This is a genomic window from Massilia violaceinigra (genome assembly GCF_002752675.1).
Lineage (GTDB): Bacteria > Pseudomonadota > Gammaproteobacteria > Burkholderiales > Burkholderiaceae_D > Telluria_A > Telluria_A violaceinigra.
The window spans coordinates 3,650,724-3,674,083 of record NZ_CP024608.1; the positions used below are offsets into that span (position 1 = coordinate 3,650,724).

20 protein-coding genes are annotated in these 23,360 nt (G+C 63.2%); 17 read left to right on the plus strand and 3 right to left on the minus strand.

The window, feature by feature from the left end; translation table 11 throughout:
* The first annotated feature begins 75 nt into the window (after positions 1–75).
* Positions 76–1,128: an outer membrane lipoprotein gene (locus CR152_RS16315; protein ID WP_099876071.1), complete on the plus strand. Its 1,053-nt coding sequence runs from the start codon at positions 76–78 to the stop codon at positions 1,126–1,128.
* Positions 1,129–1,189: 61 nt separating this feature from the next.
* Here CR152_RS16315 and CR152_RS16320 read toward each other — a convergent pair whose 3' ends face one another.
* The 3 genes from CR152_RS16320 to CR152_RS16330 all read right to left on the minus strand — a co-directional run bounded on the left by CR152_RS16320 (position 1,190) and on the right by CR152_RS16330 (position 3,733).
* Complete coding sequence (locus CR152_RS16320) at positions 1,190–1,999, minus strand: Crp/Fnr family transcriptional regulator (RefSeq protein ID WP_099882400.1); 810 nt, start codon at positions 1,997–1,999, stop codon at positions 1,190–1,192.
* 469 nt (positions 2,000–2,468) lie between these two features.
* On the minus strand, positions 2,469–3,113 hold the full coding sequence (locus CR152_RS16325) for a response regulator (RefSeq protein WP_054263975.1): 645 nt from the start codon (positions 3,111–3,113) through the stop codon (positions 2,469–2,471).
* A 155-nt stretch (positions 3,114–3,268) separates the two neighbouring features.
* On the minus strand, positions 3,269–3,733 hold the full coding sequence (locus CR152_RS16330) for a universal stress protein (RefSeq protein WP_099876073.1): 465 nt from the start codon (positions 3,731–3,733) through the stop codon (positions 3,269–3,271).
* A 419-nt stretch (positions 3,734–4,152) separates the two neighbouring features.
* Between CR152_RS16330 and CR152_RS16335 the strand changes: the two genes are divergently transcribed.
* From CR152_RS16335 to CR152_RS16410, 16 genes are all read left to right on the plus strand, one after another.
* Positions 4,153–4,995, plus strand: a complete 843-nt coding sequence (locus CR152_RS16335; RefSeq protein ID WP_099876075.1) for a protein phosphatase CheZ — start codon at positions 4,153–4,155, stop codon at positions 4,993–4,995.
* Entirely contained in the window at positions 4,995–6,902 is a 1,908-nt protein-coding gene (locus CR152_RS16340; protein WP_099876077.1) for a chemotaxis protein CheA, read from the plus strand. Before CR152_RS16335 ends, CR152_RS16340 begins: the two co-directional genes overlap by 1 nt.
* 229 nt (positions 6,903–7,131) lie before the next feature.
* Positions 7,132–8,667: a DUF805 domain-containing protein gene (locus tag CR152_RS16345; RefSeq protein ID WP_157778538.1), complete on the plus strand. Its 1,536-nt coding sequence runs from the start codon at positions 7,132–7,134 to the stop codon at positions 8,665–8,667.
* Positions 8,668–8,734: 67 nt separating this feature from the next.
* Positions 8,735–10,312 carry a DUF805 domain-containing protein gene (locus CR152_RS16350; RefSeq protein WP_099876081.1) on the plus strand — a complete coding sequence of 526 codons (1,578 nt, stop codon included), beginning with the start codon at positions 8,735–8,737 and terminating at the stop codon, positions 10,310–10,312.
* Positions 10,313–10,476: 164 nt separating this feature from the next.
* Positions 10,477–11,880 carry a 3-isopropylmalate dehydratase large subunit gene (leuC, locus tag CR152_RS16355; protein WP_099876083.1) on the plus strand — a complete coding sequence of 468 codons (1,404 nt, stop codon included), beginning with the start codon at positions 10,477–10,479 and terminating at the stop codon, positions 11,878–11,880.
* A gap of 23 nt (positions 11,881–11,903) precedes the next feature.
* Positions 11,904–12,026 (plus strand): entericidin A/B family lipoprotein, encoded by a 123-nt coding sequence (locus tag CR152_RS16360; protein ID WP_099876085.1) that lies wholly within the window; start codon positions 11,904–11,906, stop codon positions 12,024–12,026.
* A gap of 67 nt (positions 12,027–12,093) precedes the next feature.
* Positions 12,094–12,741, plus strand: coding sequence for a 3-isopropylmalate dehydratase small subunit (gene leuD / locus CR152_RS16365; RefSeq protein WP_099876087.1), 648 nt, complete (start codon positions 12,094–12,096; stop codon positions 12,739–12,741).
* Positions 12,742–12,761: 20 nt separating this feature from the next.
* Positions 12,762–13,832, plus strand: a complete 1,071-nt coding sequence (gene leuB / locus CR152_RS16370; RefSeq protein WP_099876089.1) for a 3-isopropylmalate dehydrogenase — start codon at positions 12,762–12,764, stop codon at positions 13,830–13,832.
* Between the two features lie 30 nt (positions 13,833–13,862).
* Entirely contained in the window at positions 13,863–14,990 is a 1,128-nt protein-coding gene (asd, locus tag CR152_RS16375) for an aspartate-semialdehyde dehydrogenase (RefSeq protein ID WP_099876091.1), read from the plus strand.
* Positions 14,991–15,314: 324 nt separating this feature from the next.
* Positions 15,315–18,188 (plus strand): motility hub landmark protein FimV, encoded by a 2,874-nt coding sequence (locus tag CR152_RS16380; protein WP_099876093.1) that lies wholly within the window; start codon positions 15,315–15,317, stop codon positions 18,186–18,188.
* A gap of 27 nt (positions 18,189–18,215) precedes the next feature.
* Positions 18,216–19,013, plus strand: coding sequence for a tRNA pseudouridine(38-40) synthase TruA (gene truA, locus CR152_RS16385; RefSeq protein WP_099876095.1), 798 nt, complete (start codon positions 18,216–18,218; stop codon positions 19,011–19,013).
* A gap of 10 nt (positions 19,014–19,023) precedes the next feature.
* Complete coding sequence (locus tag CR152_RS16390; protein WP_099876097.1) at positions 19,024–19,686, plus strand: phosphoribosylanthranilate isomerase; 663 nt, start codon at positions 19,024–19,026, stop codon at positions 19,684–19,686.
* Positions 19,687–19,997: 311 nt separating this feature from the next.
* Entirely contained in the window at positions 19,998–21,245 is a 1,248-nt protein-coding gene (trpB, locus tag CR152_RS16395) for a tryptophan synthase subunit beta (RefSeq protein WP_099876098.1), read from the plus strand.
* 62 nt (positions 21,246–21,307) lie between these two features.
* Positions 21,308–22,105: a tryptophan synthase subunit alpha gene (trpA, locus tag CR152_RS16400; protein ID WP_099876100.1), complete on the plus strand. Its 798-nt coding sequence runs from the start codon at positions 21,308–21,310 to the stop codon at positions 22,103–22,105.
* 95 nt (positions 22,106–22,200) lie between these two features.
* Positions 22,201–22,587, plus strand: a complete 387-nt coding sequence (locus CR152_RS16405) for an addiction module antidote protein (protein ID WP_157778539.1) — start codon at positions 22,201–22,203, stop codon at positions 22,585–22,587.
* 153 nt (positions 22,588–22,740) lie between these two features.
* Positions 22,741–23,052 carry an addiction module antidote protein gene (locus CR152_RS16410; RefSeq protein ID WP_099876104.1) on the plus strand — a complete coding sequence of 104 codons (312 nt, stop codon included), beginning with the start codon at positions 22,741–22,743 and terminating at the stop codon, positions 23,050–23,052.
* Positions 23,053–23,360 lie beyond the last annotated feature (308 nt).

Here is a 23,360-nt window from a genome sequence, read left to right on the forward strand (position 1 = left end):
ACAACCTCCGAGGAGATCATCATCAAAACGACAACAATATTTCGCGCCGCAACGCGCGCCGCGGTCCTGGCTGCGATGCCGCTCTTTTCCATGACCCTGGCCGCGCCTGTACAGGCGCAGCAATACAACAACAATGCCGCCGCCTACGCCCCGGTGATCCGCGGTTTCGACGTGGAAGAGGTGCGCCGCTTGAGGCCCGGCGTGGAACTGAACTTCAACCTGTACGGCACCCCGGGCGGCCGCGCCACCCTCAGCATCGCCGGCGCCAACCGCAACCTGAACCTGACCGAAACCGAACCGGGCCAGTACGAAGGCACCTACACCCTCGGCGGGCGCGACAACATCACGGGCAGCAGCGCCGTAACCGCCAATCTGCGCGTCGGCAACCAAGTGACTAGCGGCGTGCTCAGCGAATCGCTGCTGCGCGACGTCGGCCGCCATCCGCGCGACAATCAGGGCCGCGAGCGCGCCGCCGATGTACCGCGGATCGAGCGCTTCGACGTACAGGGCAGCGACGACTTGTCGCCGGGTAACGAGCTGACGTTTTCGGTGTACGGTACGCCGGGCGCCAAGGTCGACATGGTCATCGCCGGCACCCGCGGCGTGTTCTTCTTGCCGGAAGTCAAACCAGGCGAGTACAGCGGCGACTACACGATCCGCCGCGCCGACCGGATTGCACCGAACAGCGCCGTGACGGCTACCATGCGTATCGGTGGCCGCGTGTCGGCCGCCGTCCTCGGCAAGCCATTGCGTGTCGCGGCGGCCACGCCGACGCCGCGCGAGGTGCGTTATTGCACCAATTGCGCCACGGTCGACGCGATCAACGTGATCGAAGTCAATGGTGACGGTAACTATCTCGGCACCATCGGTGGCGGCGTGGTTGGCGCCGTGCTGGGCAGCCAGGTGGGCAAGGGCAGCGGCCGCACCGCGGCGCAGATCGCCGGCGCCGTGGGCGGCGCTTACGTGGGCCGCAATATCGAACGCCGGGCCCGCAAAACCCAGCATTACGAAGTGGTGATCCGCTTTAACAATGGCGGCACCCAGACCGTGACGTACGAAAACGATCCAGGTCTGCGTGTGGGCGAGAAGGTCCGGATCACCGACGGCGTGCTGTCGCGCGATCAGTAAGCTGGTGTGATGGAATGAAAAAAGGCGCCCCGCGGGGCGCCTTTTTTCATGGGGCAACTGCTCAGACGGTGGTGGTGGCCAGCACCTTGGCGTCGGCGGCCTGTTGTTCGGCTTCGGCCTTGGCCTTGGCTGCGCTGTTCTGCTTGGCGCGTGAACGCGATGGCGGCAGGCGGCGCAGGGTCTTGAGCGCATCGGCGTCCTTGATGCCGATGGTGCGCTGGTCGACCGTGATGAGCCCGATTTCGTTAAAAGCCGACAAGGTGCGGCTGACGGTTTCCAGAGTCAGGCCCAGGTAGCTGCCGATTTCATGGCGCGTCATGCGCAGGTTGAACAGCTTGCTCGAGTAACCCATGGCGGCAAAGCGGTCGGCCAGGGACACCAGGAAGCGCGCCACGCGGGCTTCCGCGCTGAGGGCGCCGAGCATGCCGATCATGGCTTGTTCGCGCACCAGTTCGCGGCTCATCACGCCGTACATGACGTTTTCCAGTTCCAGGTGCACGCGGCCCAGGGCCGTGAGCTTCTTGAACGGCAGCAAGATCAGGTCGCAGTCGGACAGGGCCACCGCTTCGGAGGCGTAGTGGCGGGTGTGGATGCCGTCGACGCCGAGCATGTCGCCCTTCATGGGGAAGCTGAGGACCTGTTCGTTGCCGAATTCGTCGATGAGCACGGTCTTGAGGAAGCCGGAATTGACGATGTAGAGGGTGTCGAAGGCCTGGCCGATGGTGTGAACGCGCTGGCCGGTCTTGAATTGCACGTGCTGGAACAGCAATTCTTCGCTGTTGATCGAGACTGCCGCGCTGATGTGCAGCAGGTCGCAGACTTCCTTGAGATTGGACCAGAGGCGGCCCTGACGCTGCCGCCCTGCTTCCATTGGAGAGGAATGCATGGTCGACGTGGTGGTGGTGCGGGTGTCTTGCGGTGGCGTGGTCAGCATGCTCATCTCCAGGGTAAGGAAAATTCGAAGTTTCAGGCTGCGGGTATCAGGCTTGAACAACGATCTGAACAACCTGCGACCGGAGCTTCAAAAGTGATGTACAGCACGGCTGGCTAGCTTGCGTAAGAACAATTTATGAACCGCAGGAAAGCCGAATCGCTGGATTTAAGTATGCCAACACGAGTCCGGCATTGATATCAGCGAACGCTGAATCTGGGAGTAGGATAGGGCGCGCCTTTGTAGGACTATTCCTATTGGAGAAGCTGTTCTACAGAGTGAAAACATGGTCTTGGCGGGGGTGTCGAGCGGGTGCTACTGATGGGTACAGAATCCGACTACTTGAGGTTTCTCGGCACGAAACCATCGCGCCGGTGTCTAAAACTTTTCGCCGTCAGTCAGGCGTGCTTCAGGTCTTGAACGGTGACAGCAGGCGATGGGCCACGGCATATTGCACCATTTCCGACAGCGACGTCATGCCCATCTTTTGCATGATGCGTGTTTTGTGGGTGCTGACCGTCTTCACGCTCAGGTGCAGGCTGTTGGCGATTTCGGTAATCGACTTGCCACCCACCAACAAGGAAAACACTTCGAATTCGCGGTCCGACAATTGCTTGTGCAGCAGCTGCTCGTTGGGCGTCATGATGTTCAGCGCAAGCTGCTCGGCCACTTCGGTGCTGATGTAGGGCCGGCCCGAGGCCACCTTGCGGATCGCCCCCACCAGCTGGGTGCCCGCGCTTTCCTTGGTCAGGTAGCCCTGGGCGCCGGCGCGGATGGCGCGCACCGCGTACTGCTCTTCCTCGTGCATGGTGAGGATCAGGATGGCCAGCTTGGGCGCCTCGCTGCGGATCTGGCGGATCAGGTCGACGCCGCTGCGGCCCGGCATCGACAAGTCGAGCAGCAGCAGGTCGAAGCCGCCCTGGCGCACATGCGACAGCACTTCAAAGCCGTTGATGGCTTCCCCGACAATATCGATGTCGAGTGCGCCGTCGAGGATGCGCTTGAGGCCCTCGCGCATGATCGTGTGGTCGTCGGCAACAACAATGCGTATCATAAAATTGCAATCAGGTAAGTAAGCATGAACGGCGCTTGCGCCGCTGAAAAAAGACTACCAAAAAGCAAGACGGCGCCAGCGCCGATGCCCCGCGGCCCGGCACAGGGTACGGCAAAATTGTCGCTCGCGCCATATTCAGCACTGCTAGGTAAGTGCTAGGTTCCGGGCTCCGTGATCAGGCGGTGAACCAGCACCGGCTTGCTGGTGTGCGACAGCACCTTGTTCGTCACACTGCCCAGCAATAGCTGGCCCCAGCCGCTGCGCCCGTGCGAACCCATGAAGATCAGGTCGCACTGGCGCTGCTCCGCCACCTCGACGATTTTCAGCGCGGCGGCGTCGGCAAACGCCGTCAGCCCCTCGCAGCGCAGCCCTGCATCCTGCGCCGCCCGCAGGACCGAACCGAGGTGTTCCTGGCCGACGCGCCGCATCTGCGCCAGGTATTCCTCTTCGCTGGGGTAGGAGGGCGGAATGATTTCCACGTACACCGGGTACTGGTACTCCGGTGCGACATACAGGACCAGCACATCGGCCCCCATCTGTTTGGCGAAGTTCACGCCGGCGCAGGCCGTGTGCTTCGATACCGCCGAGCCATCGGTCGTAATCAGAATTTTCCGATACATGATGAGTTCTCCCACGCAGCAGGTCGTATTTTGTATTGTAGTGCGCGATCTGACGATTGATAGAACGCCATCCTTTGATCTTGATCAAACTGACAAGCAAGCTGGACTAGAAACGTGACATCGTTTTTTACCTGGATCAGGCGATTCGCCTCCCCGCGCAGAGCTCCCCTTACGAAATACAACACTCCACAGTATCAATTGCACATCAAAGTCACGTTTTAATTATCGATGGCACAAGTTTCGCGTGCCATTTTGCCGCGACCCATGCACAGTGATTTACCAAGGGCACTTCACGCTGCTAAACTCGCGTAAACCCGGCGATGTTGCCGCGCATCATGCTCTGCCCCAAACTTGCATGGCACTACCAGACACCAGCAGATTGATTGCGAACACTTTACAAACATGGAGAAGCAGGGACTATGACCGACGCCGCTGATGATTTCGACGCATTATTCGAGGAAGTGTCCGCGCAGCGCAGCAGCGAACCGGCGCCCGCAGTTGCGCCGGCGCCCGCCGCCGCTGCCGAAGACGATATGGAAGCATTGTTCGACCAGGTCGCTTCGACCCGTCCGCCCGAGTCCGCGCCTGTCGCCGCGGCTGCGCCAGCGGCTCCTGCCTTGGCTGCCGCCCCCGCCGCGGAAGGTGCCGCCGTCGAAACCGATGAGCACGGTAAGCCCATGTTCGAGCGCCTCGGCGGCATCGTGCGCCTGCTGCACGACTCGCTGCGCGAACTGGGCTACGACAAGGCCTTGTCGGAAGCGTCGACCCAGATCGTCGATGCCCAGGACCGCCTGGAATACGTCGCCAGCCTGACCGAGCAGGCCGCCAACAAGGTTCTCAACACGCTCGACGAAGGCATGCCGGCACAGGACGTGCTGTCGAAGAAAGCCAAGGTCATGGACACGCGCTGGGCCGACCTGTTCGCGGGCAAGCTGAGCATCGACGAATTCAAGACCCTGGCCGGCGACTCGCGTGCCTTTGCCCAGGCCGTGACCGACGCCACCGAAGCCGAAAAAGCGCGCCTGCTCGACATCATGATGGCCCAGGATTTCCAGGACATCACGGGCCAGCTGATCAAGAAAGTGGTGATCATCACCAAGACCGTGGAACACGAACTGGCCGAGCTGCTGCGCGACAACGCGCCGCCGGCGGTGCGCGAAAAACTGCTGCAAAAGCCAGCGCTGATGTCGGGACCGTCGTTCCCGTCCGTCGCACTCGATCAAGACAATGTTGACGACCTACTTGCCGATCTGGGATTCTAATGGACGATATGCTCAAGGATTTCGTCGTCGAGGCGATGGATCTTGCAGTCAACGTAGAAGAACACCTGCTCGCCCTCGAGCGCGACCCGAACAATAAGGAAACGCTCAACGCGGTGTTTCGCTCGTTCCACACGATCAAGGGTGGCGCAGGCTTCATGAACCTGCCGGCCCTGGTGGCGGCCTGCCACCTGACCGAGAACCTGTTCGACGCGCTGCGCACCGGCGCCGCGCCGGTCACGCCGATCGCCATCGAAGCGGCGCTGCAGGCATCGGGCTTCGTGGCCGACCAGCTGACCGACCTGTCGAACGGCGCCAGGCCCGAACAACTGGCCTCGATGCCCGACTCGCTCGAACGCATCCTGGTCAACGCCATCGAAGGCAAGGGCGATGCTCCGCCGAAGGCAGCTCCCGTGACCGCCCCGGCGCCCGCACCGGTAGCCGCCGCGCCGGCCGCAGCCGCTCCTGCTGCCGCCGCCTCCACCAGCGCTCCCGGCGCCGATGGCCTCGACTGGGAAGCCATGTTCGTCGCGGTCACGCCGGCCGGCACCTACACCCCGGCCGAGAAGCCTGCCGTCGCCGTCGCCGCCGCCGCTCCCGAACCGGCCGCCGCTCCCGTGGCTGCCGCCGCGCACGCACCGGCCGCCGCCAAGCCGGCCGCCGCCGATGCCGGCGCCGACCGCCGCGAAGAAAAGGTGCAGGAATTTCGCGCCGCCTCCGCGCCCGCCAAGGAAGACAGCATCCGCGTCGACGCCGTCAAGCTCGACGCCCTGCTCGAAGTGGCCGGCGAGTCGGTGCAGGCCGCCAACCAGGCTGCCGTGCTGCTCGAACGCCTGCTGCAATTCAAATTCGAAGGCCCCGCCGCGACCCTCATGGCGACCCTGACCGAAACGCTGGAACGCGCCTCGCGCTATTCGGCCGAACTGCAGCGCGCCACGCTGGCCACGCGCATGCAGCCGGTCGGACGCCTGTTCCAGAAATTCCCGCGCCTGGTGCGCGAACTGGCCAAGGACCTGGGCAAGGACGTCGAACTGACCATCGAAGGGGCCGAGACGGAAGTCGACCGCGTGGTCGTCGACAGCCTGTACGACCCGCTGGTGCACATGCTCAGGAATGCGCTCGACCACGGCGTCGAGTCGCCCGAAGACCGGCTCGCGGCCGGCAAGCCATCGAAGGCGTTCATCTCGCTCAAGGCCTGGCAGGAAGCGAACAGCGTCATGATCGTGCTGCAGGACGACGGCAAGGGCATGGACCCGAACGCGCTGCGCCGCAAGGCCGTGCAAAAAGGCCTGATCAACGAAAACGGCGCCCCGAGCGACGAAGAAGCCTACCAGCTGGTGTTCCTGCCGGGCTTTTCGACCAAGGAAGTGGCGTCCTCGGTATCCGGGCGCGGCGTCGGCATGGACGTGGTCAAGACCGCGGTGGAAAAGAACCGCGGCGCGATTCACATCGATTCCTCGCTCGGCCACGGCACCAAGTTCGCGATCCGCCTGCCGATCGAACTGTCGATCGTGCCGACCATGCTGGTGTCGACATCCGGCGCCGCCCTGGCGCTGCCGATGGCGGTGGTCCAGCGCGTGGTCGAACTGCCCGACAACTTCATGAACGTCGGCGGCGCGCCGGTGCTCAAGGACCAGGGACGCCCGCTGCCGGTACGCTCGCTGGCAAGCTCGCTCGGTTACGAAGCCTGCTCCGAAAAAGTCGGCATCGTGATCGCCGCGCCCCAGCCTTACATCCTCGCCGTGGAAGCGGTGGACGGCACCGCCGACCTGGTGATCAAGCCGATGACCGCCATCAGTGTCGACGGCATCACCGGCACCGCGCGCTCGGCCGAGGGCGAGCTGGTTCTGGTGGTCGGTCTGTCGTTCCTGATGGATGGCTGCCGCAGCACCCTCAAAGTCGCTGCCTGATTGTCCCAAAGCGCTGCCGCCGGACCCGTTCCCCGGCAGCGCGTCTGCTCTTCCCCCATATTGATGACGTTGACGTTGCCTTGCATCTAAATGCATGGCAATATGGCATCTTTTATTTTTCTTAAAAAACTTAATTGAAAGTCGTTCATTGATGGTGTCGGAAACTTTTGAGCAGGTGCTGAGCGCTGCACAGGCGGATGGATCCTTGAATCCGGCCTGGAAAAAATTGGTGAACACGCGTTTTTTCGTTCCCGTCAGATCCGCTTCCGGTAGCGCCGCCAGCAGCGCCGAATTGCATCTGACCGACGCCGCGGGCGACGGCAAGCGCTCGATCCTGGTGGCGGAAGTGCGCGAGCAGGCCGAGCCGCAGCAAGGCAGCGTGCTGACTTCGCTGCGGGGACATGATCTGGTGCGCATGCTGCAGCCCGGCGCCGGCATCCGCATCGCCTTGAGCGATCGCGTCTTCGAGATCGCCAGCGACCGGGTCGAGTGGCTCCGGAAGGGTATCGACGCATCGCTGGCCAAGGCCGCCGCCAAGGCGAGTGCCGCCGCATCGGCAGCCGCACCCGCGCCAACGCCAGCAGCGGCACCCGTGCCTGTTCGCGCAGCTGAACCGGTTCGCGCGCCGGCACCGGTCATCCCCGACAAGGCCGCGCCGGCCCGGACCAGCGTTCGCCGCCCGGCCGCCGCTACCCTCGATGTCGCCGCGCTCGAGCCGCGCAGCGTCGTCATGCCCAACATCGGTCTCGCCTTGTTCGTGCCGGCCGCCTGGGGCGAGAGCAGCACGCCCGGCGGCCTGCGCTTCCAGGACAAGCAGAGCGGCACGCTGCTGGAACTGACCGGGTCACTGCGTCCCAACGTCTCGCTGACTCAGTGGATGAGCAACCGCATCGGCATGGTGCAGCAGCAGATGCCCTGCCTGACGCAGGACGGCGTGGCAGTTGACATCAACGGCGAAGGCTGGGGCGAACGGATCGAAGGCAAGGCCGCCGAATTTAGCGGCACGTTCCCCGGCGACAAAGCCCCAAGCCGCTTCCTGCTGGCATGTTTGCGTATCGAGGGCACGGTGGTGGCGATCACGATCCGCGCCCCGGCCGCCGCATTCGAGCAACACCGCGCCGTGTACCAGTGGCTTCTCGGCCGCGTCAACATCAAACCGGTGGCGGCGGAGCTGTACAGCATGGCCGCGGCGTCCGGCGGCGCCAGCATCAATGCCCTGGAGGCCGGGGTGTATAGCGTGTCGGCGGCCTCCATGGGGGGCGAGGCGGTGGCGCAGCGCGAAGCGGACGGGGAGCCGGGCATGGTCGGCTTGTCGATGAAAGGCCGCATGGGCCGGCTGCGGGCAATGGCCTACTCGATACCACTCTTCATTGCGACGTTCGTCGGAGGGATCGCGGCCGCATTGGTCGGTTTCAGTGCCGGGGTGGCCGTGTATGTCGTTGGCGGCCTGGTTGCCATTGCGATCTTGTATCTGTCCATACGGCTGATGGTGCTGCGCATGCACGACGTGAACCTGAGCGGCAAATGGCTGATCGGATTGTTCGCGGCCATGATGCTCATGGGCGCCTTTGACAAGAAGGAGTTCATGGCTGTGGCACTGGCTCTTTTCTCGTTCGGAACCATGCTTGTTTACTGCCTGGTTCCAGGCACAGACGGCGAGAACGGCTATGGCGACGCGACCGGGCCCGATTCCACCCTGGTCAAGGTGGGTGCGGGACTGTTCATCCTCATGTATGGCGTTACCTTGCTGGGTCAGCTGACGTAGGCAAGCCGCGCGCCATCGCGCCGCGGCGGCGCGGTCCGGCTATCCTTACATTGAAAGTTGTTATTAGATGTCGCAAGATTTCGAGCAGGTGCTCAGTGCCGCGCAGGCGGACGGATCGTTGAATCCGGCATGGAAAAAATTCGTTCATACCCAGTTTTTTGTTCCAGTCATCCGGCCGCCCGGCAGCGATGCCAGCAGCATCACGCCGCACCTGTCCGGTAGCGCCGGCGCCACCGGGCAATCGATCCTGATCTCTGAAGTGCGCGAGCGGGTCGAGCGGCATCATGGCGGCGCCATTGCGACGCTGTCGGGCGTGGAGGTGGTGCGCATGCTGCATGCCGACGCTAGCATCCTGGTCGCTTTGAGCGACCGTACCTTCGATATCGCCGGCGACCGCGTGGCGTGGATCAGGAAGAGTATCGACGCCACTCTGGCCAAAGCGGCCCAGGCGCGCGCCGCCGCCGTTCCGGCCCCTGTTTCCGTTCCCGCTCCCGCTCCCGCTTCCGCGGCACCGCGCGCCCCGGTCGCCCTGGAAAAAACAGAGCCCGCCGCAGCGCAGCGCCGCGCGCGCGAAGCGGAAAGCATGCGCGTCCACGCGGAATCTGCGGAATCGGTTCACATGGACCCCGAACCGTCGCTGTTCGCCTTGTCGATGCACGGCCGCGTAGGCCGTATGCGCGTGCTGGCCTGCAGCCTGCCGCTGTTTGTCGCGGTGGGCGCGCTGGCCGCGGTTGGCCTGCGGCTTTCGGCGCAATTCCAGTGGGTGGCGCTCACTCCGGTCGTTGCGGCGGGCCTCATGGTACTGTATTGGATGATGCGCTTGATGGTGCTGCGCCTGCACGACGTGAACCTGAGCGGCGCCTGGCTGGCCGGCGTCGTCCTGCTCATCTTTATCGGCGGCTTCGTGGGAGGCGAGCACCTCGTGGAGCTGATGTGGACCATGTTCTGGCTCGGCACGACAATCGTCTGCTGCCTGATTCCAGGCACTGACGGCGCTAACGACCACGGCCCCGCGACGGGTCCGAATTCCACCCTGGTCAAAGTGGGCGCCTGGCTGTTCATCCTTGGGTATCTGGTCTCGCAGGGAACAAAATCGACGCTGCGCGATGAGGCCGGGCGTGCACATTCCGCGCCGCAGCCCGAGCGCGCCGGCGATGCCGGGACGTGGCATGCCGCGCCTGCCGGCAGTGCAGGCAAAGCCGGCGCGCCGCTCGCCGGCCAGTTCTGGACGTCGCCCGACAGCGCCATGACGATCGCGTTTCCCGTCAAGCCGGACGAAGATGCCGTCCGCGCCGACGTGCTGCAACGTATGGGTGCGGTCCGTATGCGCCAGTTCAGTGCATTCGCACACAGCGAAAACTACCGGGTCCAGGTGCTCGACCTGGGCGCGGCGCCCGCCGATCCCGAGACGGTCATGCTCCAATTGCAGGCAACCCTGCTCGGACTGAACGACGTCATGACCGTGCCGCCGAGGGAGTTGATATTCAAGGGCTACCCCGGACGCGACATCAAGGCTGGGCAGCGCCTGATCCGAATGGTCGTGGTGGGCTCCACGGTGTATATCGTAACGGCCGACGCCGACCCCGCCCCGGCATCGATGGCGCGCGCCGGCGCCTTCATCGGATCACTGGCGCTGACCCAGTGACAAGCGGTTCGTTTGTCAATGCGATACATTAAGTGAATAAACTTCAGTAAAGGCGTATCAAAAACTCCAAAAGTATCAAAATTGGGCAAGGACTACTGCGGTGCACAAATATGGCATAATCAAATGCAGTACTCGATTCATGCAGTCGCCTAAGACCAACCATCATGATAAAAACGCTCTACGACAAACTCTGGGAATCGCACGTCGTGCGTTCCGACGACGACGGTACGACGGTGCTGTACATCGACCGCCACCTGCTGCATGAAGTGACCAGCCCGCAGGCCTTCGATGGCCTGCGCGCCGCCAACCGCAAGCTATGGCGCAATTCCGCCAACCTGGCGGTGGCAGACCACAACGTGCCAACCACCGACCGCAAGGACGGCATCGCCGACCCCACCTCGCGCCTGCAGGTCGAAACGCTCGACGCCAACTCCAAGAGTTACGGCCTGACGTACTTCAACATGAACGACAAGCGCCAGGGCATCGTGCACGTGATCGGTCCCGAGCAGGGCGCGACGCTGCCCGGCATGACGGTGGTGTGCGGCGACTCGCACACGTCGACCCACGGCGCCTTCGGGTGCCTGGCGCACGGCATCGGTACGTCCGAAGTCGAGCACGTGCTGGCGACGCAAACGCTGCTGGCCAAGAAATCCAAATCCATGCTGGTGCAGGTCGACGGCGCGCTGCAGGCCGGGGTGACCGCCAAGGATATCGTGCTGGCCGTGATCGGCAAGATCGGCACCGCCGGCGGCACCGGCTACGCCATCGAATTCGGCGGCTCGGCGATCCGCGCGCTGTCGATGGAAGGGCGCATGACGGTCTGTAACATGGCGATCGAAGCGGGCGCGCGCGCCGGCATGATCGGCGTGGACGACACCACCATCAATTACGTCAAGGGCCGCCCGTACGCTCCAAGCGGTCCGCACTGGGACCGCGCGGTCGATTACTGGCGCACCTTGCATTCGGACCAGGGCGCCCAGTTCGACATGGTCGTGCTGCTCAATGCCGCCGACGTCAAGCCGCAGGTCACCTGGGGCACCTCGCCCGAAATGGTCACTTCGATCGATGGCCGCGTGCCCGATCCCGACCAGGAAAAAGACGCCGTGCGGCGCGACGCCATGGAAAAGGCGCTGGTCTACATGAACCTCAAGCCGAACACGCCGATCGCCGACATCCGCATCGACAAGGTGTTCATCGGCTCGTGCACCAATTCGCGCATCGAAGACTTGCGCGCGGCCGCGGCCGTGGTGCGCGGCAAGCACCGCGCATCCAACGTGCGCCTGGCGCTGGTGGTGCCGGGCTCCGGGCTGGTGAAAGACCAGGCCGAGCGCGAAGGACTGGACAAGATTTTCAAGGACGCGGGCTTCGAATGGCGTGAGCCAGGCTGCTCGATGTGCCTTGCCATGAATGCCGACCGGCTCGAGCCGGGCGAGCGCTGCGCCTCAACCTCGAACCGCAATTTCGAAGGTCGCCAGGGGCAGGGCGGGCGTACCCACCTGGTATCGCCTGCCATGGCGGCGGCGGCCGGCATCACCGGCCATTTCGTCGACGTGCGCGCACTGCGCTAACATCCATCGTCTGTGAGTTTGTAATGAAAAAGCTGTTTGCCCTGTTTGCCATCGCACTGCTGCTCGCCGGTTGCAATACCGTATCGGGCTTTGGCAGGGACATTCAAAAAGTCGGCCAGAAGATAGACGGCGCCGGCAAAAAATAACAGGCGGATCCGCGGACCGCCGCGTCGCTCCCGCCCCGGCGGGGGCGCGCCCACACTGCTAAAGACCATGGATAAATTTACGATATACGAAGGCCTGGTGGCCCCGCTCGACCGCGCCAACGTCGACACGGATGCGATCATTCCCAAGCAGTTCCTCAAGTCGATCCTGCGCACCGGCTTCGGTCCCAATCTGTTCGACGAATGGCGCTATCTCGATCACGGCGAGCCGGGCAAGGATAACAGCGGCCGTCCGCTCAATCCCGACTTCGTACTCAACGAGGCGCGCTACCAGGGCGCTTCGATTCTGCTCACGCGCAAGAACTTCGGCTGCGGCTCCTCGCGCGAACACGCGCCATGGGCGCTCGACCAGTACGGTTTTCGCGCCATCATCGCCCCCAGTTTTGCCGACATCTTCTTCAACAACTGCTACAAGAGCGGCCTGCTGCCGATTGTCCTGACCGAGTCGCAGGTCGAGCATCTGTTCAACGAAGTGAAAGCCTTCCCCGGTTTTCGCCTGGTGGTGGACCTGGAGCAGCAGCGCATCTCCACCTCGAACGGCGCGGTGAGCTACGACTTCCAGATCGACCCGTTCCGCAAATACTGCCTGATGAATGGCCTGGACGACATCGGCCTGACCCTGCGCCACGCGGACGAGATCCGCGCCTTCGAAGAGCGCCACCTGGCGGCCCAGCCCTGGCTGGCCAACGTCATCTGAACACAAGAAAAAGAGATCACATGAAGATTGCAATCCTGCCCGGCGACGGCATCGGCCCTGAAATCATGGCGCAAGCGGTCAAGGTACTGAACGTCCTTGGCGAACAATTCGAGATGGAGACCGCCGACGTCGGCGGCGCCGGCTACGCCGCCCACGGCCATCCGCTGCCGCCGGCCACGCTGGCGCTGGCCAAGAGCGCCGACGCGGTGCTGTTCGGCGCCGTCGGCGACTTCAAGTACGACACCCTGGAGCGCTCGCTGCGCCCGGAGCAGGCCATCCTCGGGTTGCGCCGCGAGCTGGCGCTGTTCGCCAACCTGCGTCCGGCGATCCTGTATCCGGAACTGGCCGGGGCCTCGACCCTGAAGCCGGAAGTGGTGTCGGGCCTGGACATCCTGATCATCCGCGAACTGACCGGCGACATCTACTTCGGCAAGCCGCGCGGCGTGCGCGAATGCCCGGACGGCCCGTTCAAGGGCGAGCGCGAAGGCTTCGACACCATGCGCTACGCCGAAACGGAAATCCGCCGCATCGCGCACGTGGCATTCCAGGCCGCGCAAAAGCGCAGCAAGCGCGTTACCAGCGTGGACAAGGCCAATGTGCTGGAGACGTTCCAGTTCTGGCGCGATATCGTCACCGACGTGCACAAGGAGTATCCCGACATCGAGCTCGATCACATGTACGTCGATAACGCGGCGATGCAGCTGGTGCGCGCGCCGAAGAAATTCGACGTCATGGTCACCGGGAATATGTTCGGCGACATTTTGTCCGACTGCGCGGCCATGCTCACCGGTTCGATCGGCATGCTGCCATCGGCCTCGCTCGACGCCAGCAACAAGGGCTTGTACGAGCCGTCGCACGGTTCGGCGCCCGACATCGCCGGCAAGGGCATCGCCAATCCGCTGGCGACGATTCTGTCGGCCGCGATGATGCTGCGCTTTTCGCTCAACAAGGTCGAGCAGGCCGACCGCATCGAGAACGCAGTGAAGAAAGTGCTGGCGCAAGGCTTGCGCACGGCGGATATTTTTGAAGCCGGTACCACCAAAGTCGGTACCGAGGAAATGGGCAATGCAGTGGTCAAGTCGCTTGGGTAAAGCGGTCTTTAACAATAACGAGGAAAGAAGATGAAATTAGTAGGCTTGGTAGGTTGGCGCGGTATGGTTGGTTCGGTCCTGATGCAGCGCATGCAGGACGAGGGCGATTTCGCCCACATCGAACCGGTGTTCTTCACTACGTCGAACGCGGGCGGTAAAGCACCTGCGATGGCGAAGAACGAGACTACCCTGAAAGACGCAACCGACATTACCGAGCTGTCGAAATGCGAGATCATCATTTCCTGCCAGGGCGGCGACTATACCAGCGAGGTATTCCCGAAGCTGCGCGCGTCCGGCTGGAACGGCTACTGGATCGACGCCGCTTCGACCCTGCGCATGAATGACGACGCCGTCATCGTGCTCGACCCGGTCAACCTCGACGTCATCAAGAACGCGATGACCAAGGGCGTGAAGAACTACATTGGCGGCAATTGCACCGTGTCGTGCATGCTGATGGGCCTGGGCGGGCTGTTCCAGCACAACCTGGTCGACTGGATGAGTTCCATGACCTACCAGGCCGCGTCCGGCGGCGGCGCGCAGCACATGCGCGAGCTGCTGACCCAGTTCGGCACCATCAATCAATCGGTGAAAGCGCTGCTGGACAACCCGGCTGCCGCCATCCTCGAAATCGACCGCACCGTGCTGGCGACCCAGCATGGCATGCCGGCCGAGGAGATCAAGCAGTTCGGCGCGCCGCTGGCCGGCAACCTGATTCCGTGGATCGACAAGGACCTGGGCAACGGCCAATCGAAGGAAGAGTGGAAGGCCGGCGCCGAGACCAACAAGATCCTGGGCCTGGGCGCGGCCTTCGGCAGCACCGAGATTCCGGTCGATGGCCTGTGCGTGCGCGTGGGCGCGATGCGCTGCCACTCGCAGGCGCTGACCATCAAGCTGAAAAAGGATGTGCCGCTCGACGAGATCAACGACATCATCGCCGCCAACAACCAGTGGGTGAAGGTAGTGCCGAACACGCGCGAGGCGTCGGTGCGCGACCTGTCGCCGGCCGCGGTCACGGGCAGCCTGACCATTCCGGTCGGCCGCCTGCGCAAGATGTCGATGGGCGGCGAGTACCTGTCCGCCTTCACCGTGGGCGACCAGTTGCTGTGGGGCGCCGCCGAACCGTTGCGCCGCATGCTGCGGATTATTCTGGACAAGTAAATACGTGTAGAATTGCGTGTTGTGCATGCAATCAGTGCACAACACGGCAGCGGTGGCCGGCGCGAGACTTGCGTTTTTAGCCACCGTTACCACGGTTTTTCGTATCCTTCTTGATAATTCAGTTGTTAAATCTTGCAAGGTACTTGACATAACGGCATGAATGCGGTTCTGAGTGAGCTGTTACAGAAAGCGCGAAATTGCGTATTTAGTGAGCAACTGCCCGACATAGTTGCTCCAAAAACTTGCATGCTCTAGTGCATGATGATATGTTGAGACCTCCGGGAAACCAGCCTTCTCCCCCGTCAACTCATGATGCCGCCAACTATGCATTTAAACACTCGCTCCAAGCTCACTTCGTTCGCGTTGAAAACCCTCACAGGCGCTGTCGCCAGTGCGGTGTTTCTGTCCACCTCGGCATACGCGGCAGGTCTCGGTAAACTGACCGTACTGTCCTCACTCGGCCAGCCCCTGAACGCAGAGATCGAACTGACCTCGGTTGCCAATGACGAAGCGAGCGGTCTGACCGCCAAGCTGGCCCCGGCAGAAGCCTTCCGTCAAGCCAATATCGATTTCAATCCTGCCCTGCTGTCGCTGCGTTTCAGCGTCGAGCAGCGCGGCGGCCGCCAGTTCATCAAAGTCACTTCTTCGCAGCCTGTCAACGAACCGTTCGTCGATATGTTGCTCGAATTGAACTGGGGTTCGTCGGGCCGACTGGTACGCGAATACACCTTCCTGCTCGATCCTGTCGAAATGCGTTCGACCCAGACCGCGCAAGTATCCGCGCCGGTCGACGTGCTCTCGCAGGGTAACCGCAACGGCGCCAAGGCCGGTGCCAAGGCCGGCGCCAAGACTGGACCGGCAAGCGCCGCCAAGCCGCCTGCCGAAGCGCCTGCGGAACCGAAGGCAGCCGAGCCGAAGGCCGCTCCATCGCAAGAGCCGCAGCGTGCTGCCGGCAGGGGCGAGGGCGACAGCGAGTACAAGGTCAAGCGTGGCGATACGCTGGGCAAGATCGCGGCGCAAATCAAGCCGGCCGATATTTCGCTCGACATGATGCTGGTCGCGCTGTACCGCGCCAATCCGGACGCCTTTGCAGGCAACAACATGAACCGCCTGAAATCGGGCCAGATCCTGGCGGTGCCCGAGGCGGCATCGATCAAGAGTTCCGAAGGCGAAGCGCGCGGCGTCGTTGTGGCCCATGCCACCGACTTCAACGCGTACCGCAACAAGCTCGCCGGCCAGGTCGCCAGCGGTTCGGCCGACAAGGAGCCTGAAAAAACCCAGAGCGCCGCCGGCAAGATCACCGCCAAGGTGGCCGAGCGTCCAACCGCCGCCAACGAATCGAAAGACCAGCTCAAGCTGTCGAAAGCGACCGGCGCGACCGACGCCGCCGGCAAAACCGGCGCGCTGACGCCGGAAGACAAGATCGCCAAAGAAAAAGCCATGGCCGACGCCACCAAGCGCGTCAAGGAACTGGAAAAGAACGTCGGCGATCTCGAAAAGATCATGACGGTCAAGAGCAAGACCGCCGCCGGCGCGACCGCGCCGAAGACGCCGATCACGGAAGTGGTCAGCGCCAAGCCGCCGGCCGCCGCGCCTGCCATCCCGCCAGCGGTCGTCACACCGCCGCCAGCGGCCGTGCCAGTGCCGCCGCCTGCCGCCGCCGTGACGCCGCCTGTCACACCGCCGGCAGCGACCCCGCCGGCAGTGACGCCAGCGCCAGTGGTTGCCGATGCGCCCGTGCCGGCACCGGCCGTCGTGCCCGCACCGCCGCCAGTGGCCAAGCCGGCAGCGCCGGCACCGGAGCCAAGCTTCTTCGACATGCTGATGGAAAACATCGTCCTCGTGGTCGCTGCCATCGTTGCCTTGCTGGCCGGCCTGTTCGGCCTGTCGAAATGGCGCGAACGCAAGCAGGTCGAGCGCAATCCGTCGGAGCCGTCGATCCTCGGCGCGCCGACCGACCAGGCGCACTCCCTGTTCGCCGAAACCGGCGGCCAGAGCGTGGACACCAACAACAGCGTGTTCAACTCCAGCTTCGCCCCATCGGCCAGCCAGCTCGACACCAATGAAGTCGATCCGGTCGCCGAAGCCGACGTCTACATCGCCTACGGCCGCGATGCCCAGGCTGAAGAGATCCTCAAGGAAGCGCTGCGCACCCATCCTGACCGCTACCCGGTCCGCCTGAAACTGCTGGAAATCTACGCCGCCCGCAAGGATCAGCGCGCGTTCGAGAGCCAGGCAAGCGAACTGTACGGCATGACCAAGGGCCAGGGCGACGAGTGGGCACAAGCGGCTGCACTGGGCCTGTCGATCGATGCGATGAACCCGCTGTACGCCAGCGCCGGCAGCAATGCCGCAGCCGCTGAAAGCAATCAGCGCGTCGATCTGGCCGACCAGTTCGATGCTTCGGCAATCGACAACGGTCCGCACAGCGCGCTGATGGACCTCGACCTCGACCTGAGCAAGGACGCCACCGCCACGCCGGTTGCACCGGCACCGGTAGCACCGGCAGCACCAGCGGCCAAGGCAGCCGAAGAGCACACCCTCGACTTCGACCTGGGCGGCATGAGCTTCGAGCCAGTTCCCGACACCAAACCGGTGGTGACGCCGCCGGCGGAAGTCATGGACGAGCATCACCTGTCGTTCGACACGCCAGCGGCAGCGCCGGTCCACGTCGAGCCAGTGAAGGCAGACACGCCGGACATGGATTTCGACATGGACTTCAATGCTCCGGCGACCAGCGCACCAGCGCCGGCGGCCAGCACGGTCAGCCTGTCGAAGCCGCAAGCGGACGACGATTTCAACCTCGATGGCATGAACTTCGACCTGCCGCAATCGACCACGCCGGGCGCCGTACCTAGCCTGGCCAACGACGATCCGTTTGCTGCCGACACCAAGACCGCCAAGGCTGACGCCGCGCCGGACTTCGACATGCACTCGCTCGATCTCGACCTGCCTGCAGGCAGCAGCGCCGACACCACCGCACTGCCGGACTTCAACGACATCGGCAGCGCCAGCGACGTGCCGGTCGGCGAACTGACGGCGGTCCAGATGGAGATGGAGACCAAGCTTGACCTGGCCATCGCCTATCAGGAAATCGGCGACAAGGAAGGTGCACGCGAACTGCTCGACGAAGTCATCAAGGGCGGCAGCGCTTCCCAGGTGGCGAAGGCGAACGAGATGCGCATCAAGCTGGCTTGATGAACCACGGCTGTTACTGGATCTAGATTGAAGCGGATAGCACTGGGAGTCCAGTACGACGGTACCGCCTTCAACGGGTACCAGAAACAGCCAGACCGCAACACGGTGCAGGACCGGCTCGAAATCGCGCTCGAAAAATTCGCGCGCGTCGAGCTGGGTACCACCTGCGCCGGCCGTACCGATACCGGCGTTCACGCGCTCGAACAGGTGGTCCACTTCGACACCGATCTGTCGCGCAGCATGCAATCCTGGGTGCGCGGCGTGAACGCTTTTTTGCCCGACGCGATTGCCGTGCGCTGGGCCACCGAAGTGCCCGAGCATCCGGGGCAGGAATTCCACGCCCGCTTCGCCGCCTTTGCGCGCACCTATCACTACGTCCTGTACAACAATCCGATCCGCTCGCCGCTGCTGGTGGGCCGCGCCGGCTGGGTATTTCGCCCGCTCGACGTGGACCTGATGCGCGCCGCCGCGCAGTGCCTGGTTGGCACGCATGATTTTTCCGCTTTCCGTTCCTCGCAATGCCAGGCCAAGTCGCCGGTCAAGCAGATGCACGCGGTCCATATCGAGCGGCATGGCGAAGTGGTCGTGTTCACCTTGCGCGCCAGCGCGTTCCTGCATCACATGGTGCGCAACCTGATCGGCTCCCTGATCTACGTCGGGCAGGGCCGTCATTCGCCCGCATGGCTGCAGGACGTGCTCGAAGGGCGCGACCGCAACGACGCCGCGCCCACCTTCATGCCCGATGGCCTGTACCTGGCCAAGATCGACTACGATCCCAAATGGGGCTTGCCGCACGAGGCGGCCCGTCCACTGCCCTGGTTTTAAAAGGCCATTCATGCAACGCACACGCATCAAGATTTGCGGGCTGACCCGCCCTGAAGACGTCCAGGCCGCAGTCAGCGCGGGCGCCGACGCACTCGGCTTCGTGTTCTATCCGAAAAGCCCGCGCCATGTCACCCCCGCGCAGGCGGGCGCGTTGATGTCGGCGGTGCCGCCGTTCGTCTCCACGGTGGCGCTGTTCGTCAACGCCAGCATCGACGAGGTGAGGGCGGTTGCCGCCGCGGCGCCGTTTGCGCAGCTGCAGTTCCATGGCGACGAAACGGTGGACGAGTGTGCCGCGATTGCCGCCGCGGTCGGGCGTCCGTTCATGCGCGTGTTCCGCGTGCGTCCCGAAACCACGGGCGCCGACCTGCTGGCCGAAGAGGCGCTGTGCCGCGCCGCCAGCCCGCTGTTCTCAAGCCTGCTGCTCGATACCTTCGTGGACGCCTACGGCGGCGCCGGCAAGGTCTTCGACTGGGCCGTCATTCCGGCCGAACTGGCCCCACGTGTGGTGCTGAGCGGCGGCCTGACGGTCGACACCGTGGCCGGCGCGGTGCGCCAGGTGCGTCCGTACGCGGTCGACATCAGCAGCGGCGTCGAACAGGCCAAGGGCGTCAAGGATCCCGCCAAGATCGATGCTTTCACCGGGGCCGTACGGTTGGCCGATCACGGGGCCTGAAGCGCCTGATGCGTCGGCGCCACCACAAGCGGCGCCGATTTGCTAGAATACGTTCAACAATACCGCACTACCAGTTGCCCGCATCCGGCGTCCGCCCGGAGCGCGTGACCTCCACGGTGGTGCAGGAAAGGCTGCGATTTGGTTACTCATTCCAAAAGAACGCGCGCCTCGGGTCGTTTTGTGTGGTGGCTCGGGCGTACTAAACGCGATTGACGCGGGGCTGCTCACGCCCCCTGTTTTTCCAGCCATGGACCGCCGCCTTCGCGGCTGCGGCCGGCCTGCCGATATCACCTTCGAAAGCGAGCATACTCATGAAAGACGCACCTGCGCGCGGCCCTGCCGCCCCGATTTTCCAGACTTCCGATTACCAGCTGCCCGATGCGCGCGGCCACTTTGGCCCGTACGGCGGCTCCTTCGTCGCCGAAACGCTCACCCACGCGCTGGCTGAGCTGAAAGAGGCGTACGCCAAATATCGTCACGACCCCGAGTTCCTCGACGAATTCCGCTATGAGCTCAAGCACTTCGTCGGCCGCCCGTCGCCGATTTACCACGCCAAGCGCTGGTCCGAGCAGCAGGGCGGGGCGCAGATTTTCTTCAAGCGCGAAGACCTGAACCACACCGGCGCGCACAAGATCAATAACGTGATCGGCCAGGCATTGCTGGCCAAGCGCATGGGCAAGCCGCGCATCATCGCCGAAACCGGCGCCGGCCAGCACGGCGTGGCCACGGCCACCATCTGCGCCCGTTTCGGGCTCGAATGCGTGGTCTACATGGGCAGCGAAGACGTCAAGCGCCAGGCCCAGAACGTGTACCGCATGAAGCTCCTGGGCGCGACCGTGGTGCCGGTGGAATCGGGCTCCAAGACGCTCAAGGACGCGCTCAACGAAGCGATGCGCGACTGGGTCACCAACATCGAAAACACTTTCTACATCATCGGAACGGTGGCAGGTCCGCACCCGTATCCGATGATGGTGCGCGACTTCCAGTCGGTGATCGGCGAGGAATGCCTGGTGCAGATGCCGGAACTGGCCGGACGCCAGCCCGACTACGTGCTGGCCTGTATCGGCGGCGGCTCGAACGCGATGGGGATTTTTTATCCTTACATCGACGAGAAGAACGTCAAGCTGATCGGCGTGGAAGCGGCCGGCGAAGGGCTCGATTCGGGCAAGCATTCGGCGTCGCTCACGGCCGGCATTCCGGGCGTGTTGCACGGTAACCGCACCTATTTGCTGCAGGACGAGAACGGCCAGATCATCGAGACGCATTCGGTGTCGGCGGGCCTCGATTATCCGGGCGTGGGGCCGGAGCACGCGTGGTTGAAGGATCTGGGACGCGCGCAGTACGTGTCGGTGACCGATGACGAAGCGCTGCAGGCGTTTCATGACTGCTGCCATATCGAAGGCATCATCCCGGCGCTGGAGTCGTCGCACGCGCTGGCGTATGCGGCCAAGCTGGCGGCCACGCTGCCCAAGGACCAGCTGATCCTGGTGAACCTGTCGGGCCGGGGCGACAAGGACATGCACACGGTGGCGGAGCGGATGGGGCTCGATTTCAGCTGATTTTTTAGTTCAGTTGTTTCTGAAGTCCGACCTTTTCGACCACCCTACAAGAAAGCATCGCCATGTCCAGAATCGCACCAACCTTTGCCGCTTTGGCGGCCAGTAAAAAAACCGCGCTCGTCACCTTTATCACGGCGGGCGACCCGGGTCCGGAAATGACCGTGCCGCTGATGCACGCCCTCGTTGCCGGCGGCGCCGACATCCTCGAACTGGGAGTGCCGTTTTCCGATCCGATGGCCGAAGGGCCGGTCATCCAGCGCGCCTGCGAGCGCGCGCTCAAGTTCAATGTCGGCATCGGCGACGTGTTCGGCTATGTGCGCGAGTTCCGCAAGACCAACCAGACCACGCCGGTGGTTCTGATGGGCTATGCCAATCCGATCGAGCGGATCGGGCCCGATGCGTTCATCGCGCGGGCGAAAGAGGTGGGGGCCGATGGCGCCATCGTGGTCGATTATCCGCCGGAGGAGTGCGAGGAATTTGCCACGGCGATGCGCGCCAGCGAGCTCGATCTGATCTTCCTGCTGGCGCCGACGTCGACTCCGGAGCGCATCGCGCAGGTTGCCAAATTCGGCAGCGGCTTTAGCTACTACGTGTCGCTCAAGGGCGTCACGGGAGCGGGCAATATCGACGTTGAGGATGTCGCGCGCCGCCTGGCGCCGATTCGCGAACATGTGAAGCTGCCGATTGGCGTGGGCTTCGGGATTCGCGATGGCGAGACCGCCAGGGCGGTGGCGCAGGTGGCCGACGCGGTGGTGATCGGCAGCCGGATTATCCAGGAGATCGAGGCGACCCCGAAGGACCAGGCGGTCGAGGCGGTGCAGCGTTTCGTAGCGGGAATTCGTAGCGCGCTCGATAGCTGAGAAGCTTGACGCAGGTCGACTCGTGCGCGGTGGTGCTGTCGGTAGAATGGGTCTTGGATTTCCTCCTTGACCCGTCTCACCATAGGATGTCGAGAATGAAAACGACACACACTGTCAGTTCTGCAGGAGACGACTTCGACACGAATGCTATTCGTGCTTTCCCCCGCTTCGAGCCTGCGGATTATCTTGATTCGGAGGAGGCGATTGTCGGGTTTGTGAACATTTTCTCGGAGGAGGGCGACGCAACGATGCTTGCGCACGCCCTGGCAACGGTAGCGCGCGCTCCTGGAGTGGCAGAGATTGCCCAATCATCCGCATCCACGCGCGAAGGCTTATGTACAGCGCTCTGCGCAGAGAGCCGTCCCCACCTCGACACCATCATGCGCGTCATGACATCGTTAGGACTGCGTCTGGTCGTTGAACCAATCAACAGACCGGTTGAGGCTGAAGTCCCCGGATCACCGCCCGGCGATCAGGTATAGCCCGGTTATCGCGGCGCCTTCGCCACTGCGTTCGTAGGTAACCAAATCATTCGTCTGTTGGGTGGCGGTACCAAACACGGTCAGCAAGCGGATATCCGTGCTGCCAGGGAACGCGCCAAGGCATTTGAGCAGTGAAATTCGGGAGCTGCGGTGATGAAAACTGGTGAAAAAGCGATTGCGGCGCCGGTCGCATTTGACATGGATGCGATCAATGCCTTGCCACGGTTCGATGCCGCCGACCATCTCGATTCCGACGAAGAGATCACCGCTTACCTGAACGTGTACCTGGATGAGGAAGATGTGACAATGTTCGTCCACGGCCTCAGTACGGTTGCGCGCGCCCGTGCCAAGACCAGCATCGCACCGAGTGCCGGCGTCAATTACGATGCGCTGTACAACACACTTCGCGAAGAAAGTGCCCCGCGCCTCGCTACCGTGATGCAGGTGATGAAGTCGTTAGGATAGCAGCTGGTTGTCGAGCCTATCGGGACTTCCAGCGATCCCGCAATGTCGAGCGAAACGCCAGACAATCCTTAATACGCTGAAGATGAATGGCTGAACCGGCCTCGTCACCGATGGCGGTTCAGCACACGCTTCATTCCGGGCGAAAACCCTTCTTCAACTCACATCATCGCCTCTTGCTTACGGCTTGCAAATTTTGCCCGTAAACCATGCTAATTCGTCCACTTTCCGCCATTTTTCTCGCAAAATAAAGATTAGACGCGCATACATACGCGGCATAGCATGGCTTCGCCAATGTTTGAAAACGGTTT

Excerpts from the sequence above, each read along its gene's own strand:
- CR152_RS16315 (WP_099876071.1), top strand. The coding sequence starts at position 76 with ATGCCGCTCTTTTCCATGACCCTGGCCGCGCCTGTACAGGCGCAGCAA.
- CR152_RS16320 (WP_099882400.1), bottom strand. The coding sequence starts at position 1,999 with ATGGAAGCAGGGCGGCAGCGTCAGGGCCGCCTCTGGTCCAATCTCAAG.
- CR152_RS16325 (WP_054263975.1), bottom strand. The coding sequence starts at position 3,113 with ATGATACGCATTGTTGTTGCCGACGACCACACGATCATGCGCGAGGGC.
- CR152_RS16330 (WP_099876073.1), bottom strand. The coding sequence starts at position 3,733 with ATGTATCGGAAAATTCTGATTACGACCGATGGCTCGGCGGTATCGAAG.
- CR152_RS16335 (WP_099876075.1), top strand. The coding sequence starts at position 4,153 with ATGACCGACGCCGCTGATGATTTCGACGCATTATTCGAGGAAGTGTCC.
- CR152_RS16340 (WP_099876077.1), top strand. The coding sequence starts at position 4,995 with ATGGACGATATGCTCAAGGATTTCGTCGTCGAGGCGATGGATCTTGCA.
- CR152_RS16350 (WP_099876081.1), top strand. The coding sequence starts at position 8,735 with ATGTCGCAAGATTTCGAGCAGGTGCTCAGTGCCGCGCAGGCGGACGGA.
- leuC (WP_099876083.1), top strand. The coding sequence starts at position 10,477 with ATGATAAAAACGCTCTACGACAAACTCTGGGAATCGCACGTCGTGCGT.
- CR152_RS16360 (WP_099876085.1), top strand. The coding sequence starts at position 11,904 with ATGAAAAAGCTGTTTGCCCTGTTTGCCATCGCACTGCTGCTCGCCGGT.
- leuD (WP_099876087.1), top strand. The coding sequence starts at position 12,094 with ATGGATAAATTTACGATATACGAAGGCCTGGTGGCCCCGCTCGACCGC.
- leuB (WP_099876089.1), top strand. The coding sequence starts at position 12,762 with ATGAAGATTGCAATCCTGCCCGGCGACGGCATCGGCCCTGAAATCATG.
- asd (WP_099876091.1), top strand. The coding sequence starts at position 13,863 with ATGAAATTAGTAGGCTTGGTAGGTTGGCGCGGTATGGTTGGTTCGGTC.
- CR152_RS16380 (WP_099876093.1), top strand. The coding sequence starts at position 15,315 with ATGCATTTAAACACTCGCTCCAAGCTCACTTCGTTCGCGTTGAAAACC.
- CR152_RS16390 (WP_099876097.1), top strand. The coding sequence starts at position 19,024 with ATGCAACGCACACGCATCAAGATTTGCGGGCTGACCCGCCCTGAAGAC.
- trpB (WP_099876098.1), top strand. The coding sequence starts at position 19,998 with ATGAAAGACGCACCTGCGCGCGGCCCTGCCGCCCCGATTTTCCAGACT.
- trpA (WP_099876100.1), top strand. The coding sequence starts at position 21,308 with ATGTCCAGAATCGCACCAACCTTTGCCGCTTTGGCGGCCAGTAAAAAA.
- CR152_RS16405 (WP_157778539.1), top strand. The coding sequence starts at position 22,201 with ATGAAAACGACACACACTGTCAGTTCTGCAGGAGACGACTTCGACACG.
- CR152_RS16410 (WP_099876104.1), top strand. The coding sequence starts at position 22,741 with ATGAAAACTGGTGAAAAAGCGATTGCGGCGCCGGTCGCATTTGACATG.